The 15,529-nt window shown below is 57.0% G+C and carries 14 protein-coding genes; 4 read left to right on the forward strand and 10 right to left on the reverse strand.

What is annotated here, in order from left to right:
* The first annotated feature begins 127 nt into the window (after window positions 1-127).
* From GTU79_RS20735 to GTU79_RS20750, 4 genes are all read left to right on the forward strand, one after another.
* Window positions 128-3,286, forward strand: a complete 3,159-nt coding sequence (locus GTU79_RS20735) for a beta-galactosidase (protein ID WP_203524578.1) — start codon at window positions 128-130, stop codon at window positions 3,284-3,286.
* A 132-nt stretch (window positions 3,287-3,418) separates the two neighbouring features.
* Window positions 3,419-3,871: a GNAT family N-acetyltransferase gene (locus tag GTU79_RS20740; protein ID WP_203524579.1), complete on the forward strand. Its 453-nt coding sequence runs from the start codon at window positions 3,419-3,421 to the stop codon at window positions 3,869-3,871.
* Window positions 3,872-4,054: 183 nt separating this feature from the next.
* Entirely contained in the window at window positions 4,055-5,089 is a 1,035-nt protein-coding gene (locus tag GTU79_RS20745; protein WP_275956902.1) for a M4 family metallopeptidase, read from the forward strand.
* Window positions 5,090-5,161: 72 nt separating this feature from the next.
* Window positions 5,162-5,503 (forward strand): protealysin inhibitor emfourin, encoded by a 342-nt coding sequence (locus GTU79_RS20750; RefSeq protein ID WP_203524580.1) that lies wholly within the window; start codon window positions 5,162-5,164, stop codon window positions 5,501-5,503.
* On the opposite strand, the gene GTU79_RS20755 is transcribed toward GTU79_RS20750, so the two are convergent.
* The 10 genes from GTU79_RS20755 to ndk all read right to left on the reverse strand — a co-directional run bounded on the left by GTU79_RS20755 (window position 5,504) and on the right by ndk (window position 15,361).
* Window positions 5,504-5,725, reverse strand: a complete 222-nt coding sequence (locus GTU79_RS20755; RefSeq protein WP_203524763.1) for a zinc ribbon domain-containing protein — start codon at window positions 5,723-5,725, stop codon at window positions 5,504-5,506.
* Between the two features lie 153 nt (window positions 5,726-5,878).
* The gene (gene der / locus GTU79_RS20760; protein ID WP_203524581.1) at window positions 5,879-7,348 is read right to left on the reverse strand and encodes a ribosome biogenesis GTPase Der; all 1,470 of its coding nucleotides are present in this window, start codon (window positions 7,346-7,348) and stop codon (window positions 5,879-5,881) included.
* A gap of 135 nt (window positions 7,349-7,483) precedes the next feature.
* A complete protein-coding gene (gene bamB, locus GTU79_RS20765) occupies window positions 7,484-8,665 on the reverse strand; it encodes an outer membrane protein assembly factor BamB (protein WP_203524582.1) in 1,182 nt (393 codons plus the stop codon).
* A 10-nt stretch (window positions 8,666-8,675) separates the two neighbouring features.
* On the reverse strand, window positions 8,676-9,299 hold the full coding sequence (locus GTU79_RS20770) for a YfgM family protein (protein WP_203524583.1): 624 nt from the start codon (window positions 9,297-9,299) through the stop codon (window positions 8,676-8,678).
* Between the two features lie 13 nt (window positions 9,300-9,312).
* Complete coding sequence (gene hisS, locus GTU79_RS20775) at window positions 9,313-10,587, reverse strand: histidine--tRNA ligase (RefSeq protein ID WP_203524584.1); 1,275 nt, start codon at window positions 10,585-10,587, stop codon at window positions 9,313-9,315.
* 19 nt (window positions 10,588-10,606) lie between these two features.
* A complete protein-coding gene (gene ispG, locus GTU79_RS20780) occupies window positions 10,607-11,728 on the reverse strand; it encodes a flavodoxin-dependent (E)-4-hydroxy-3-methylbut-2-enyl-diphosphate synthase (protein ID WP_132926767.1) in 1,122 nt (373 codons plus the stop codon).
* Window positions 11,729-11,757: 29 nt separating this feature from the next.
* Window positions 11,758-12,777 (reverse strand): cytoskeleton protein RodZ, encoded by a 1,020-nt coding sequence (rodZ, locus tag GTU79_RS20785; protein WP_203524585.1) that lies wholly within the window; start codon window positions 12,775-12,777, stop codon window positions 11,758-11,760.
* Window positions 12,767-13,516 carry a type IV pilus biogenesis/stability protein PilW gene (gene pilW, locus GTU79_RS20790; protein ID WP_132926763.1) on the reverse strand — a complete coding sequence of 250 codons (750 nt, stop codon included), beginning with the start codon at window positions 13,514-13,516 and terminating at the stop codon, window positions 12,767-12,769. The genes rodZ and pilW overlap by 11 nt, the downstream gene beginning before the upstream one ends.
* A gap of 65 nt (window positions 13,517-13,581) precedes the next feature.
* Window positions 13,582-14,736 carry a dual-specificity RNA methyltransferase RlmN gene (gene rlmN, locus GTU79_RS20795; protein ID WP_203524764.1) on the reverse strand — a complete coding sequence of 385 codons (1,155 nt, stop codon included), beginning with the start codon at window positions 14,734-14,736 and terminating at the stop codon, window positions 13,582-13,584.
* Between the two features lie 193 nt (window positions 14,737-14,929).
* Window positions 14,930-15,361 (reverse strand): nucleoside-diphosphate kinase, encoded by a 432-nt coding sequence (ndk, locus tag GTU79_RS20800; protein WP_132926761.1) that lies wholly within the window; start codon window positions 15,359-15,361, stop codon window positions 14,930-14,932.
* Window positions 15,362-15,529 lie beyond the last annotated feature (168 nt).

The raw sequence follows: 15,529 nt of genomic DNA on the forward strand, positions 1-15,529 counted from the left end.
CGGCTGTACGGTTCAGATTGCGATCGCCGCCGAGAGTTTGAGAATTCAAGGTTTATCTTGCTATAACATTGTTTATTATCTGCATAGCGTTCCACGTTGCGACGCGATAAAACGATGAAGGCATACCATGAATACTACCCGTTCGGCGCACCAGGAAGATTTGTTTTCATCTCTGGCCATCGTTTTATCCCGGCGGGACTGGGAAAATCCCGCCAGCACGCATTACCGGCGATTACCCGCGCATCCTCCGTTCAACAGCTGGCGCGACGAAGACGACGCACGGCGGGATCTGGATTCCCCCAGCCGCCTCACCCTCGACGGCGAATGGTTTTTCAGCTATTTCAAGGAGCCGCAGGCCGTACCGGAGAGCTGGCTGCGGGAGGATTTGCCCGATGCCAGGGGAATAGCCGTCCCCTCCAACTGGCAGATGGCGGGCTACGACCTGCCCATCTACACCAATGTAAAATACCCCTTTCCAGTGGATCCGCCGCGAGTGCCTGAGCACAATCCCACCGGCTGTTATTCCCGCGATATCACCATACCCGATGGGTGGCTGAACCAAGGGCGGACCCGCATTATCTTCAACGGGGTGAATTCGGCGTTCTATCTCTGGTGCAACGGCCTGTGGATAGGATATTCCCAGGACAGCCGGCTGCCGGCGGAATTCGATCTCAGCGGCTACCTGCATAGCGGGCAAAACCGCCTGTGCGTCATGGTGCTGCGCTGGTGCGACGGCAGCTATCTGGAAGATCAGGATATGTGGCGCATGAGCGGCATTTTCCGGTCCGTATCCCTGTTGCACAAACCGGCGGTGGGGTTTCATGACATCCGCATCCGCACCCGGCTGGACGCGTTATATACTGACGGCGTGCTGGATGTCTGCGTTGCGCTCGCGTCGCCGGAGGCCGGGTTAAGCGATTACAGCCTCGTGGTTTCCTTGTGGCGGGAGGATGAACGCATCGCCGAGCACCGTATGCCGTTCGGTTCCGCGATTATCGATGAACGGGGTCGTTACCCGGAACGCGCGGATATGCGGATTGCCGTGGCGGCGCCGCGCTTATGGAGCGCTGAAACGCCGCATCTTTACCGGGCGGTGGTGGCGTTACGGGACAGCGAGGACGCTATCCTGGAGGTGGAGGCCTACGACGTGGGGTTCCGGCAGGTGGAAATCAAAGACGGGCTGTTGCAGCTCAACGGCAAACCCCTGCTGATTCGCGGCGTTAATCGCCATGAGCATCACCCGGCCCGGGGACAGGTCATGGATGTCGAGAGCATGCGGCAGGATATCATGCTGATGAAACAGAATAACTTCAACGCGGTACGCTGTTCCCACTATCCCAATACGCCGTTATGGTATCGCCTGTGCGATCGCTACGGCCTGTATGTGGTGGACGAAGCCAATATTGAAACCCACGGGATGGAGCCCATGAACCGGCTGTCGGACGACCCGGTCTGGTTCCCGGCTTTCAGCGAACGGGTAAGCCGCATGGTGCAGTGCAACGGCAACCACGCCAGCATTATTATCTGGTCCCTGGGCAATGAATCAGGCCACGGCGCAACCCACGATGCCCTCTATCACTGGGTCAAGTCCAGGGATCCCGGCCGCCCGGTGCAGTATGAGGGGGGCGGCGCCGATACCCCGGCCACGGATATCATCTGCCCGATGTATGCGCGGGTGGACGAGGATCAGCCCTTTCCGGCGGTACCTAAATGGTCGATAAAAAAATGGCTGAGCCTGCCCGGCGAGCGCCGCCCGCTGATTTTGTGCGAATACGCCCACGCCATGGGCAACAGTCTGGGCAACTTTGCCGACTATTGGCGGGCTTTTCGTCAATATCCCCGCCTACAGGGCGGATTTATCTGGGACTGGGCGGATCAGGCCCTTGAGCGCGTTGACAACCAGGGCCGGACCTATTGGGCCTACGGAGGCGATTTCGGCGACCGGCCCAACGATCGTCAATTCTGCCTCAATGGTGTGGTTTTCCCCGATCGCACGCCGCATCCGGCACTGTTCGAAGTAAAAAAACAGCAGCAGTTTTTTCAGTTCCGCCTGCTGGAAACCCAGCCGCTACGTATCGAGGTGGAGAGCGAGTATCTGTTCCGTCCCAGCGATAACGAAATTTTACACTGGTCTCTGGAGCTGGAGGGGACGCCCCTGCGGCACGGGGAATTACCCCTCGGGCTTGCCCCCGGGCAGACAGCCGCGCTGACGCTGGCCGAGAGCCTGCCGCCGTTGCACAGCGAGGGCCGGCTCTATTTACAGGTGCGCATCCTGCAGCCGGCCGAAACGCCCTGGTCTCCCGCCGGTCACTGCGTCGCCTGGGAGCAATGGCCGCTGGCCTGCGGCCGTTTGCCGCTCACGGAGCCGGATAGCTCGGCGGGCGATGTTCCGCGCCTGCATGAAAAAAAGGGGGAATTTGTTGTCTGCCGCCGGCGGCAGCGCTGGACGCTGGATAAAAACAGCGGCTGGCTGAGCCAATGGTTTGACGATGAACGGCCGGCTTTACTGGCGCCGCTGACGGATCAATTCATACGCGCGCCGCTGGATAATGATATCGGCGTCAGCGAAGCGGACCATATCGATCCCCGCGCCTGGGTAGAACGCTGGAAAGCCGCCGGCCTGTTTGATCTTGAACACCGCTGCCTGTCCATTGAGGCCGAACAGCTGTCGAATCGGGTCATTTTCCGCGCCGTGCACGGCTATTTCCGCCAAAACAGTCTTTTAATACAAAGCGTCTGGCATATCACCCTTGATAACAGCGGACAGCTGGAAACCGACATCCGGGTGACGGTGTCCCCGAGCCTGCCTCCCCTGCCGCGGGTCGGCGCGGTCTGCCAGTTGAACGGCGTGGAGAAGGAGGTGGACTGGCTGGGGCTTGGGCCCCATGAAAACTATCCGGACCGGTGCGATGGGGCGCGTTTTTCCCGGTGGCGCCTGCCCTTCGAACAGATGCACACCCCCTATATCTTTCCCAGTGAAAACGGCTTGCGCTGTTTTACCCGCCGGCTGGAACTTGGGGAGTGGCAAATCAGCGGGAATTTTCATTTTTCCGTCAGTCGCTACAGCACCGGGCAATTGACCCGCGCCACGCACCGGCATCTGCTGGAACCGGAACCGGGAATGTGGCTGAACCTGGACTACCGGCATATGGGGGTGGGCGGCGATGATTCCTGGAGTCCGAGCGTACACGAAAAGTATCTGCTGAACGACGGGGAATACCGCTATACCTTACGCTTCCGGCGGGAGGAGGCCCCACGCCAGGCTTCGAATGCAACCGGCGGCTAACGCATCTGCCCTTGTACAGGTTAACGATTGACATGGAGACCGGTTTGTCGCTACCGTCTCTCTACGTCCATTGCCGGTATGGCAATGGCGTCCGAACCACTGGCACAGGCTTTCAACCGGAGAGGTTTATACATGCCGGCCAACAACGTCACGATTATCCGGTCTATCGAGCTTAAAGATAAAGACAAGTGGAAACAGCTTTGGCGTCGTTATCTCAGCTTCTACTCCACCATCCTCGATGACGCGTTATACGATTTTACCTTCCGGCGCCTGGTAAACGGCGGCCATCCGGCCATGTTCGCCTTCGTGGCGGAAAGCCAGGGCCAGATCGTGGGGCTGGTGAATTGTGTCGTGCATGAAAGCAGTTGGTGCCAGGAACCGGTGGTTTATCTGCAGGATCTTTATGTGGATGAGAGCATGCGCGGCAAGGGAATCGGCCGCTTATTGATTGAAAAAGTCTATGCCCATGCGGATAAAACCGGCAAGGCCGGCGTTTACTGGCTGACCCAAACCAATAATCAAATCGCCATGGCGTTGTACGATAAAATAGCCAGGAAGACTGCTTTCATTCAATATCAGCGTTAGCGCGCGACATCCGGTCCTTGCCCGTTTTACCCCGAGGCTTTCCCCCTTTGCGCCAAAGGCGATTATACTTTTATAACGACATAATTTTCAGGCCAGATTTTTCAATACGACGAAGAGAGTACGGCAAATACGGCCTTAATCCCCCGGCGGTACATCTGGCATTAGGCCGGCAAGGAGGATTATTTGTACAGTCCAGACCGACTTAGGCATAGCGTTATCCCTCCGTATATCCTGCGCCGTATCATGGAACGGGGCAGCGAGCAGCAGCGCTTGAATGCCCGCCAGACCCTGACCCATGTCCATAGCCTGATGGGGCGCAATCCTCTGCCCGCCCGCTATCAGGTCGCCCAGCAGGCCGGCCAGGTGAAGCGGGGGATATACGACGCGCACCAGGCCATGACCCTGCCCGGCACGCTGGTGAGGCAGGAGGGACAAGCCGCGGCCGATGACCGGGCGGTTAACGAAGCCTATGATTATCTGGGCATCACCTATGATTTTTTCTGGCAGGTATTCCAGCGCCATTCACTTGACGCCAAAGGATTGCCGCTGACCGGCTCGGTCCATTACGGCATCGAGTATCAAAATGCCTTCTGGAACGGCGAGCAAATGGTGTTCGGCGATGGCGACGGCGAAATCTTCAATCGTTTTACCATCGCGCTGGACGTGGTGGCCCACGAGTTAGCCCATGGCGTCACGGAAACCGAAGCCAATTTGATCTACTTTGAGCAGGCGGGAGCGTTAAACGAATCTCTGTCGGACGTATTCGGTTCGCTGGTTAAGCAGTTCCATCTGCGACAGACCGCCGCGCAGGCTGACTGGATTATCGGAGCGGGGCTGCTGACGGAAAAAATCGCCGGCCGGGGCTTACGTTCCATGTCGTCCCCCGGCAGCGCTTATGATGACCCGCTGCTGGGCAAAGACCCGCAGCCGGATCATATGCGGGAATTTGTCCGTACTCGCGAGGATAACGGCGGCGTGCATTTGAATTCCGGCATCCCTAATCGGGCGTTTTATCTGGCCGCCACCGCGCTGGGGGGATATGCCTGGGAAAAGGCCGGTTATATCTGGTATGCCACCTTATGCGATCACCGGTTAAAGCAAAATGCCGATTTTGCCGCGTTTGCCCGCCTGACAATCCAGCATGCCGGCCAGCACTTTACCGATGAGGAAGCTCAGGCGGTTGAACAGGCCTGGCGTTCAGTGGGCGTATCGTCGTGACTATACGGCCGTAGGCCGCTCGGTTCGGTATTTATCCGGACGCCGCCGCAGCAATCTGTCCCGGAGAGGAAGATGGACCAATGCCCTGTGCTTGATGAACAGACCGTGATCGAAGTGTCGCGAGAGGGCGGATTTGCCTATATCCCCGCCCTGCTGGTCCACAGGCGTTTCAGCCTGGGGCAGATGCCGTCCGGGCAGCGGGAGCGGCTGTGCGCGTTAATCAGGCAGTTGCTGGTGCAGTCCCCCCCGGGCGGACGTTGTCCGGGCAGCGGCGATACGCGTTACTACCGGATCCATATCCTCAGGCCGGATAACCGGCAATCGTCTTCCTTTTTCGAACTGCTGGTGCCGGAGGCCAGCGCTCCGTCGGAGCTAGCCCGGTTCTGGCAAAAGGGACGGACGGCGGAGAATTGATTAAGGCGTGATATAGCGCGGGACGACGCGTTTTTTCGAGATCAGTCCATCGCCATGGGGGCAAAAATAGTCCACCGCCCCGCAGGCAATCAGCACATCCAGCGGTTTGCCGCAATCAGGGCATAACACTTCCCGCTTGAACCGGCCCTGGCAGGACGGGCAGTAAAAATCCTCACCCTGCCGCTGGAGTTCGTGTTGGCACACCGGGCATATATCATCCATCATGTCTTCCTTAAACAGGCATCAGGGGCTCAGTAAAATCAGCCTTTATTTTAGCCGGTTCCCGCCCAGAATTGAGTACCGCCTGTGCGCCGGGACAACAGTACCGTCCGGACACTTTGTCAGCAAACTTAGGCCCCTATAGGGCCTTGAGTTTTACTTGCTCTTTTTGATATGGCTTATCAGACGTTTGCGCTTGCGCATCTGGTTTGGCGTCAGGGTGTTGTGTTTGCCGGCAAAGGGGTTAGCCCCTTCATTGAACTGAATACGGATCGGCGTTCCCATGATTTCCAGCGAACGGCGAAAATAGTTCATCAGGTAACGTTTATAGGAATCCGGTAAATGTTTCACCTGGGTACCGTGTATCACCACGATGGGCGGATTGTATCCCCCGGCATGGGCATATTTCGGTTTCACCCGGCGCCCGCGCACCAGCGGCGGCTGGTGTTCTTCGATGGCCATCTGCATGATATTGGTGAGCATGGAAGTGCTGATGCGTTTGGTGGAACAGCGATAGGCTTCGTTGATGGATTCAAACAGATTGCCTACGCCGCTGCCATGCAGCGCGGAAATAAAATGCACCCGGGCGAAATCGATAAAGCCCAGGCGCATATCCAGCGTCTCCTTGACTTCATCGCGGATTTCCTGCGTCAGGCCGTCCCACTTGTTCACCGCAATCACCAGTGAGCGCCCGCTGTTCAGGATAAAACCCAACAGCGAGAGATCCTGATCGGAAATGCCTTCCCGCGCATCAATTACCAGCAAAACCACATTAGCGTCTTCAATGGCCTGCAATGTTTTGATAACAGAAAACTTTTCCACCGTTTCGGTTATTTTGCCGCGTTTGCGCACGCCGGCGGTATCGATAAGGATATATTCCCGTTCGTCCCGCACCATGGGGATATAAATACTGTCGCGGGTGGTGCCCGGCATATCAAAAACCACTACGCGATCTTCCCCCAGTATCCGGTTGGTCAGCGTGGACTTGCCGACATTGGGACGGCCGACAATGGCCAGTTTTATCGGCAGGGACTGCGGGTCAAAGGCCTCTTCCTCTTCGTCTTCAGGAATGCCCTCTTCATCTTCCGGCCAGGGCTCCTGGCCCGGATACTCCACCGCTTCTTCTACTTCTTCCACCACCAGCGGCGAGAGGGCATCTTCCAGCAGGCTGTTGACGCCGCGGCCGTGTGATGCGGCAATGGCATAAACCTCGCCCAGGCCGAGGGAGTAGAAATCACCCACCGCGCTATCGGCATCAATGCCGTCGGTTTTGTTGGCCACCACCAGCGTGGTTTTTTGCCGGCTGCGCAGATGCTTGGCTATGCCTTCATCCGCCGGCATCAACCCGGCGCGGCCGTCCACCATAAACAGCACGATATCGGCTTCTTCAATGGCCACCAGAGATTGGCCGGCCATGCGGGTTTCAACCCCCTCTTCATTGCCATCGATACCGCCGGTATCGACAACGATAAATTCATGGCCTTCCCATTCCGCACGACCATACTTGCGGTCACGCGTCAGCCCCGGGAAATCCGCCACCAACGCATCGCGAGTATGCGTTAACCGATTAAACAGGGTGGATTTTCCTACATTGGGGCGCCCAACCAGCGCGACGACAGGTATCATTGTTACAACCTCATAAGGTAATAAAGTATTTCAGCACGAAACTGGGCTGATTATATAAGACAAAACGGCTCCTGAACATGTCAGGAGCCGTTGATGACCCGCGAACTGAGAATTAGACGGGTAAATCCCTATTTTTTAGCGGGTAAACGCGTAAACCTCGCCGCCGTTGGCCTGAACCAGCAGTTTGCCGCCGGCGACCACGGGTTTGCTCTGCAATCCGGAACTGTCGACTTTATTCTGCGCCACGAATCGCCCGTCGTCAGTATTTATCCAATGCAGGTAGCCTTGCGAGTCGCCCGCCACGAGATAACCGTCGAACAGGACCGGCGAAGTCAGGTTACGATGCAGCAGTTCGCTTTGCGTCCACAGGGTAACACCGCCCTGAATATCCAGCGCCAGAACCCGATCGTCCTGGTCCACGACATAAATCCGGTTGCCGTCCACAATCAGGTCGTTGACCGAACCCACTTCACGCTTCCAGGCAATCTGGCCGGAACGCAAATCCAAGGCGGCCAGGTTACCGTTGTAAGCCAGGGCGTACACCATATTATTGACCACCACCGGCGAGGTGTTCACATCACCCAGGCGGGCGATTTCCGTCGCGCCGGTAGTTTGTGAAATACGCTGCTGCCAAATCATCTGGCCCTGCGCCAGCATGATGGCGCTGACACGGCCGTTGTCGCCGCCCACAATCGCCGCGCCAAAGGCGGTGACCGGCGCGGACTCGCCCCGCAGGGTCAACGGCGGCATATCCAGATTCGCCGTCCATTTTATCGCGCCGTCGGTCTGGCTGAGGGCTTGCAGCATGCCGTTGCTGGTATGAATCAACACCAGGCCGTCGCTGATAACCGGCGTCGACAGGGCTTCGCCGGCGACTTTCGTCTGCCAGGCCACCGTGCCGTCGTCGGCGCTCAGGGCGTAGACCACCGCCTTTTCGCTGCCGATATAAACCCGATTGTCCGCCACGGCGACGCCGCCGGATAACAGTGCGGGCAGGTTACTGGACAAGAAGCCGGTTTTTTCCGACAGATCCGCCGACCAGATTTCCTTGCCGGTATCAATATCCAACGCTTTCACCGTGCCGCGACGATCCGCTGCGAATACGCGGTTGTCCTGCCAGGCCGGATGAAGATTGGAGTAAAATTCGCCGGTGCCGTTACCGACCGATTTGCTCCATACTTCGGTCGGCTGGAACTGGTTGTCAACTTTTGGCAGCGGCGACATGACGACCACATCCTCTTCACCGCTGAACCATGAACAACCGCTGAGCAAAGCTAATGAAATCAGTCCGACGAAACATGTTTTACGCAATTGCATGGGGTCCCTCTTAGCTGGACAAGTTATTCAGTTTCATGCGCAACAAGGCCTGTAATGCCTGCGGCGGATTCGCTTTAAGCGCTTTGTCATAAGCGTCCCGCGCCGCTTGGTTATCACCCTTGATCAACTGGGCGTCGCCGCGGACATCGTCCGCCAGTGCCGACCAGGCCGCAGGTTTAACTCCGGCCAAGGTCGTGAGCGCGCCGTCCACGTTTTTCCCTTGAAGCTGAACACGAGCCAGACGGAGATTAATCAACGACTGAAGATTTTCTTCTTTCGTCTGGGTTAAGGCTTTTTTCAGTTGTTTTTCCGCGGTGGCGAAATCACCTTTTTCCGCATAAAAACGTGCCAAATCCATGGAGGTCAAGGCACCATAGTTGTTGTTATTGCTGTCGGCAAACTTCTGCGCGGCGTCGACCCGCTGCTGGTCCGCATCGCTGGTGAGCGCGGTATTGACCTGCTGCCAGGCGGCGGACGATTTCATCATCGAGTCGTTTTGATGGTTGTGCCAATAACGCCAGCCCACCAACGCGGCGATACCGATAATGACGCCGATAACCAGCGCCTTACCGTTATCCGCAAAAAACCGCACCAGCGCTTCACGCTGTTCGTTTTCCGAGCTGTAGACTTCCACGTGGTCTTTCTCCTTAACCTAAAATCGATGCCAGCCGTTCAGCAACATCGCTTTGCGCCAGCGTTTCCTGGTCGCCGGTGGCGAGATTTTTCACCACCACCTGCTGCGCGGCAACTTCGTTCTCTCCCAAAACCAAGGCCAACCGTGCACCCCATTTGTCGGCGCGGCCGAACTGCTTCTTGAAATTGCCGCCGCCATAGTTGGTCATCAACCGCAGGGCGGGCAAAGCGTCGCGAAGACTCTCCGCCAGGGCCATTGCCGCGCTCAGGGTCGCCTCGCCGGAGGAGATCAGATAGACATCCACCGTCGGCCGGGGTTTGAAATCCGGATTGACCGCCTGCACCAGCAGCACCAAACGCTCCAGGCCCATGGCGAAACCCACCGCCGGCGTGGCGCGTCCCCCCAGTTGTTCAACCAATCCGTCATAGCGGCCACCGCCGCACACCGTTCCCTGCGAACCGAGGCTGGTGGTCACCCACTCGAAGACCGTGCGGTTATAGTAGTCCAGGCCGCGCACCAAACTCGGATTTACCGTATATGGGATACCGGACTGCTGTAAAAGTTCACACAGTCCGGCAAAGTGTTTACGGGACTCTTCATCAAGGTAATCGGTTAGCACCGGCGCGTCTTTCAGCAAAAGCTGAATATCCTCATTTTTGGTGTCCAGGACACGCAGCGGATTGACATACATGCGACGGCGGCAATCCTCGTCCAGCCGGTCCTGATGCTGTTCCAGAAAGGCCACCAGGGCATCGCGGTAATTCGCGCGCGCTTCAAGGGAGCCAATGGAGTTGAGCTCAAGGGCGACGTGTTGATGAATGCCCAGCGCCCGCCACCAGCGGGCGGTGAGGAGGATGAGCTCCGCGTCGATATCCGGCCCCTGCAGGCCGAACACCTCGGCGCCGAGCTGATGGAACTGGCGATAGCGGCCCTTTTGCGGGCGTTCATGCCGGAACATCGGCCCAATATACCACAGGCGCTGTTCCTGGTTGTAAAGCAAGCCATGTTCAATGCCGGCGCGGACACAGCCCGCCGTGCCTTCCGGCCGCAACGTCAGGCTGTCGCCGTTGCGATCCTCGAAGGTGTACATCTCTTTTTCCACAACATCGGTCACTTCGCCGATAGCGCGCTTGAACAAAGGGGTCTGTTCAACAATCGGTAAACGGATTTCACTGTAACCGTAACCGGCCAGTACATCCTTCAGTATGCCTTCAATACGCTGCCAGACTGCCGTTTCTTCCGGCAAATAGTCGTTCATGCCGCGAATGGCCTGGATGTTAGTTGCCATGTCGATTCTCTATAAAAAATTACTTATCAATCAAATTAACGACAATGCGATTGCTGTCATCAAGCATGGCCGCCTTGGCGCGGATTTTAGCTTCCAACTGATCGATCATCTGTTCGTTATCGAAACGGTCGCGCTGGCGCACGCCGTCTTCATAAAAACCGCTCTTATTGTGGCCGCCGGTGACGCCGATGGTGGACACCAACGCCTCCCCCGGACCGTTAACCACACAGCCGATAATGGACACATCCATCGGCGTGACGATATCTTCCAGCCGCTGCTCAAGGGCATTGACCGTACCGATAACGTCGAATTCCTGGCGCGAACAGGTGGGACAAGCAATGAAATTTATGCCGCGGGCGCGAATACGCAGGGATTTGAGAATATCAAATCCTACTTTGACTTCTTCCACCGGGTCGGCCGCCAGCGAGATCCGCAGGGTATCGCCGATGCCTTCGCTGAGCAGCAGGCCGAGCCCGATGGCGGATTTCACCGCGCCGCTGCGCGCGCCGCCCGCTTCGGTAATCCCCAGATGCAGGGGCTGATCGATGCGCGACGCCAGCAAACGGTAGGATTCAACCGCCAGAAAGACATCCGACGCTTTGACGCTGACTTTAAACTGGTTAAAATTGAGGCGATCCAGTATGTCGACGTGGCGCATGGCGGATTCAAGCAAGGCTTCCGGCGTGGGTTCGCCGTATTTTTCCTGGATGTCGCGCTCCAGCGAACCGGCGTTGACGCCGATGCGTATGGGAATGTTTTTATCACGGGCACAATCCACCACCGAGCGGATACGCGCTTCGCTGCCGATATTGCCGGGGTTGATGCGCAGGCAGTCCACCCCATACTCGGCGACTTTCAGCGCGATGCGATAATCGAAATGGATATCCGCCACCAGCGGCACGCTGACCTGCTGTTTTATCAGGCGAAAGGCGTCAGCCGCATCCATGGTCGGCACCGAAACGCGGACGATATCAACCCCCACGCGCTCCAGCGCCTGGATTTGCCGCACCGTCGCCGCCACGTCGGTGGTTCGGGTATTGGTCATCGATTGTACGGCAATAGGCGCGCCATCACCAATCGGCACCTTGCCGACATAGATCCGAGTAGATTTCCGGCGGTTAATGGGTGCGTGATTATGCATACATTCTCTCCATAATTGCTCAATTCAGCCTAATTAGCGGCTATGGTGAGTCTCGCAACCTGGTTTGATCTGACATATCGGCTCAAATCCACCGGTTTGCCCTGATATTGAATCTGGACCGCCGCAGGAGCGCCGATTTTCAATTTGAACGGCGCCTGACCGGCAAGATTGAGCTTACCGCCGGGACGCTGTGTACCGCTGAACAGTTTTTTACCGGTGGCGTCGGAGACTTCCAGCCAGCAATCGGCGGTGAAATTCATCACCAGCCCGTTGGTGCCGGCCTCGCCTTCGGTCGGCGCCGGTGCCGAAGATACGGGCTGCTGGATTGTGGAAGAGGTCGGCGCGGCGGCGGGCGCGTTATTTTGCGCCGTGGCCGGCGAGGTCGCGCCATTGGCATTAGCGCTGTTAGCGACAGGGGCCGCTGCCGCACCCGGCTGAACCGGGGTGGCGGGCGAAGTGGTGCCCGCGGCGGCGGCATCGCTGCCGGCGGACTGATCCGCCGCCGGCTGGCCGGCGTCGTCGCTGCCGGTGCCATCGTCACCGCTTTGACCGCCGGAAGCGGTATTGTCGTTATCGCCCCCCTGATTCAGCTTGGTGGAGGATTGATCGGCCATATCGGAGATATCCTTTTGCTGCGCCTGATGGTTTTGCCACCACCATGCACCGGTCAGGCCTATCACCACGAACAGAATGAGCCAGGTAAATCCCATTAACCAGCCGTCCCGCTTTTTGCGGGTTTTTCCGAGGGCAAAAGTCTGCATCGGCGCGACTTTCGAGGCTCGCACCGGCGCCTGTTTCGCCATCATCGGCAAAATTTCTTCTTCGGAAACGTGAACCAACCGGGCATAGGAGCGGATATAACCCCGCAAAAAGGTCGAGGCCAGATTGGGATTGGCCCTGTCCTCTTCTATTTCCTTCACGGTCGTGACCTTCAGGCACAGCCTTTCGGCCACCGCCTGCTGGCTGAGTCCCATTTGTTCACGTGCCTGACGCAGGCGTCCGCCTGTCGTTGTTGATGCTGTCTGATCTTGGAGGGCTTCAGTATTCATTAGCTAGGAACTGCTGGTACTGTTTAGATTGTGGAAAACTTCGCGCAAGCCGTGTGCCATAACGTTGAACGTCATTGTGGCGTCCCGCTAACGCAGCGAAACGAATCTGTAACCATAAACTTTCAGCACTTGCCGGAAGAATATGCTGATAAATATCCAATAATAGTTGTGCTTTATCGCCTTTCCCTTCACTGAACTGCCGGTCTGCTTCCGCCAGCAAAGCTACGCCCTTTTCCGGGTCGTATTTCAGCGCGCGACTGAGTAACGTCCGCGCCTCATCGTTTTGACCGGCTTTGAAAAAACAATAGCCGGCATTTTCCAGACTATCGGCGACCTGTCCGTAATCCGTTGACCGTGCCGCAGCAGCAAACTGTTGTTGCGCCGATACATACTGCCCTAAACTACATAAAAACGCACCGTAATTATTCAGTACCGAGGCGTTTTGCGGCGCCAATTTCAGCGCCAGGTTATAACGATTCTGCGCGGCGTCGTTTTCGCCGACCCGTTGTTCATAAAGCGCCATGCCCAATTGGGTTCGGTAATCGGCGGGGGCGCCTTTTACCGCCTTGTCGAGATTCTGCCGCGCCGCATCAAGATTATTGGCCGCCAGATATTCCATACCCAACTGCAATCGGGTTTGAGATGACTGTGATGATATCTCGGTATCATGCTTGTCACCGGCGCATCCATTCAACAACCCGAATAGCAATAATACTCCTGTTAACCGTCTCAGCGTCATGCCTGTTCCCTTTTATCCTCTGAAGATTCGGTTATTTTCATCGCCGCCCGTCCGGCGGCGGCTCATCACAAGGTTCTCACCGCGATAGGCTCTCCGGCCATGCGCTTATGCAGAGTCCGTTTAGTGCGATCGATAACATCCCCCGCCAATTGCCCGCAGGCGGCGTCAATGTCGTCACCCCGGGTTTTGCGCACGATAGTGGTAAAACCATAATCCATCAGCACCTTGGAGAAACGATCGACCCGGCTGTTGGAGCTGCGCCCGTACGGCGCGCCGGGGAAGGGATTCCACGGAATCAGGTTAATCTTGCAGGGCGTGTCCTTCAGACACTCCGCCAGCTGATGCGCGTGTTCCGTACCGTCGTTGATATGATCCAGCATGACATATTCCACCGTCACCCGCCCCTGGTTGGCATTGGATTTATCCAGGTAGCGGCGCACAGCCGACAGGAACATGTCGATATTGTATTTTTTATTGATAGGAACGATTTCGTCACGGATGGCATCCGTCGGGGCATGCAGCGAAATGGCCAGCGCCACGTCAATCATATCCCCCAGCTTGTCCAGCGCCGGAACCACGCCGGAAGTGGAGAGGGTGACGCGGCGTTTCGACAGGCCGAAACCAAAATCGTCCAGCATGATTTCCATCGCGGGCACCACGTTGGTGAGGTTGAGCAGCGGCTCACCCATGCCCATCATCACCACATTGGTGATGGGCCGCTGGCCGGTAACCTTGGCGGCGCCGATAATCTTCGCCGCGCGCCACACCTGGCCGATAATTTCCGACACCCGCAGGTTACGGTTGAATCCCTGCTGGCCGGTGGAGCAGAACGTGCACTGCAGTGCGCAGCCTACCTGGGAGGAGACGCACAGCGTAGCGCGATCCTCTTCCGGAATGTAAACGGTTTCCACCTGCTGGTCGCCGACCTTAATCGCCCACTTGATGGTGCCGTCGCTGGAACGCTGCTCGCTGGCCACTTCCGGAGCGCGTATTTCGGTCAAGGTTTTTAATTTGCCGCGCAGCGTCTTGTTGATATCGGTCATCTGATCAAAATCGTCACAGCAATAATGGTACATCCATTTCATGACCTGATCCGCACGAAAGGGTTTTTCGCCGATGCCCAGGAAAAATTCGCGCATCTGCTGGCGATTCATATCCAGCAAATTCAGCTTTTGGTTGAGGGATGCGGGCTCGTCGAGTTCCACCGCCGCTGGCGGCATTTCAGGTACATATTGCTCTGACATGGTAATGAAGGCCTCGTTATTACACGTTATGGCGCGGAAAAGATAAAGAAATGCCCCGGCCGAGTGCGGACTACCACCTCATCCGGGGCGCAACAGTTTTAGATTTTAGCGCAGAGCGGCGCTGCTTAAAAGCAGCAGCCCCGCTTTTTTATCTATCGTGCGGCGGCGATTAGCGTGTGCGGGGGCAAATCTCGTCTTCACTGAAGAAATAGGCGATCTCGCGCGCGGCGGATTCGACGGCATCGGAACCGTGCACGGCATTTTCCGTCAGGCTGTCAGCATAATCGCTGCGCAGGGTGCCGGCCAGAGCGTTGGCCGGGTTGGTGGCGCCCATGATTTCACGGTTGCGCCGCACGGCATCCTCGCCTTCCAAAACCTGGACCACCACCGGACCGGAGATCATGAACCCCACCAGCCCGTCAAAAAAAGGTTTACCCTGATGCTCGGCGTAAAAGCCTTCGGCCTGCGCGCGGGTCAATTGCAGCATTTTAGCGGCAACTATCTTCAAGCCGGCGCTTTCAAAGCGCGCATAGATGGCGCCGATGACATTCTTTGCCACCGCATTGGGTTTCACGATGGAAAAAGTACGCTCTATCGTCATAATGACCTCTTTGTAACAAATTAATAAATGGTCGAGTTAATCGTTTGTTGTATCGACCTGTTCAAGTGGCGCAAATTATAGGGATCGGATAGACGTTTGCCTATCAGAAATGCAACATTCCATTAAAAAAAATTTAGCTTATTCCCTACTTTTCAAGGGGCTATTCTA

This window comes from Sodalis ligni, from assembly GCF_016865525.2.
Taxonomy (GTDB): domain Bacteria; phylum Pseudomonadota; class Gammaproteobacteria; order Enterobacterales; family Enterobacteriaceae; genus Acerihabitans; species Acerihabitans ligni.

Coding starts and splice junctions, on each gene's coding strand:
- pilW (WP_132926763.1), bottom strand. CDS start 13,516: ATGACGCTGAGACGGTTAACAGGAGTATTATTGCTATTCGGGTTGTTG.
- GTU79_RS20735 (WP_203524578.1), top strand. CDS start 128: ATGAATACTACCCGTTCGGCGCACCAGGAAGATTTGTTTTCATCTCTG.
- GTU79_RS20750 (WP_203524580.1), top strand. CDS start 5,162: ATGGACCAATGCCCTGTGCTTGATGAACAGACCGTGATCGAAGTGTCG.
- ispG (WP_132926767.1), bottom strand. CDS start 11,728: ATGCATAATCACGCACCCATTAACCGCCGGAAATCTACTCGGATCTAT.
- GTU79_RS20740 (WP_203524579.1), top strand. CDS start 3,419: ATGCCGGCCAACAACGTCACGATTATCCGGTCTATCGAGCTTAAAGAT.
- bamB (WP_203524582.1), bottom strand. CDS start 8,665: ATGCAATTGCGTAAAACATGTTTCGTCGGACTGATTTCATTAGCTTTG.
- der (WP_203524581.1), bottom strand. CDS start 7,348: ATGATACCTGTCGTCGCGCTGGTTGGGCGCCCCAATGTAGGAAAATCC.
- ndk (WP_132926761.1), bottom strand. CDS start 15,361: ATGACGATAGAGCGTACTTTTTCCATCGTGAAACCCAATGCGGTGGCA.
- hisS (WP_203524584.1), bottom strand. CDS start 10,587: ATGGCAACTAACATCCAGGCCATTCGCGGCATGAACGACTATTTGCCG.
- rodZ (WP_203524585.1), bottom strand. CDS start 12,777: ATGAATACTGAAGCCCTCCAAGATCAGACAGCATCAACAACGACAGGC.
- rlmN (WP_203524764.1), bottom strand. CDS start 14,736: ATGCCGCCAGCGGCGGTGGAACTCGACGAGCCCGCATCCCTCAACCAA.
- GTU79_RS20755 (WP_203524763.1), bottom strand. CDS start 5,725: ATGGATGATATATGCCCGGTGTGCCAACACGAACTCCAGCGGCAGGGT.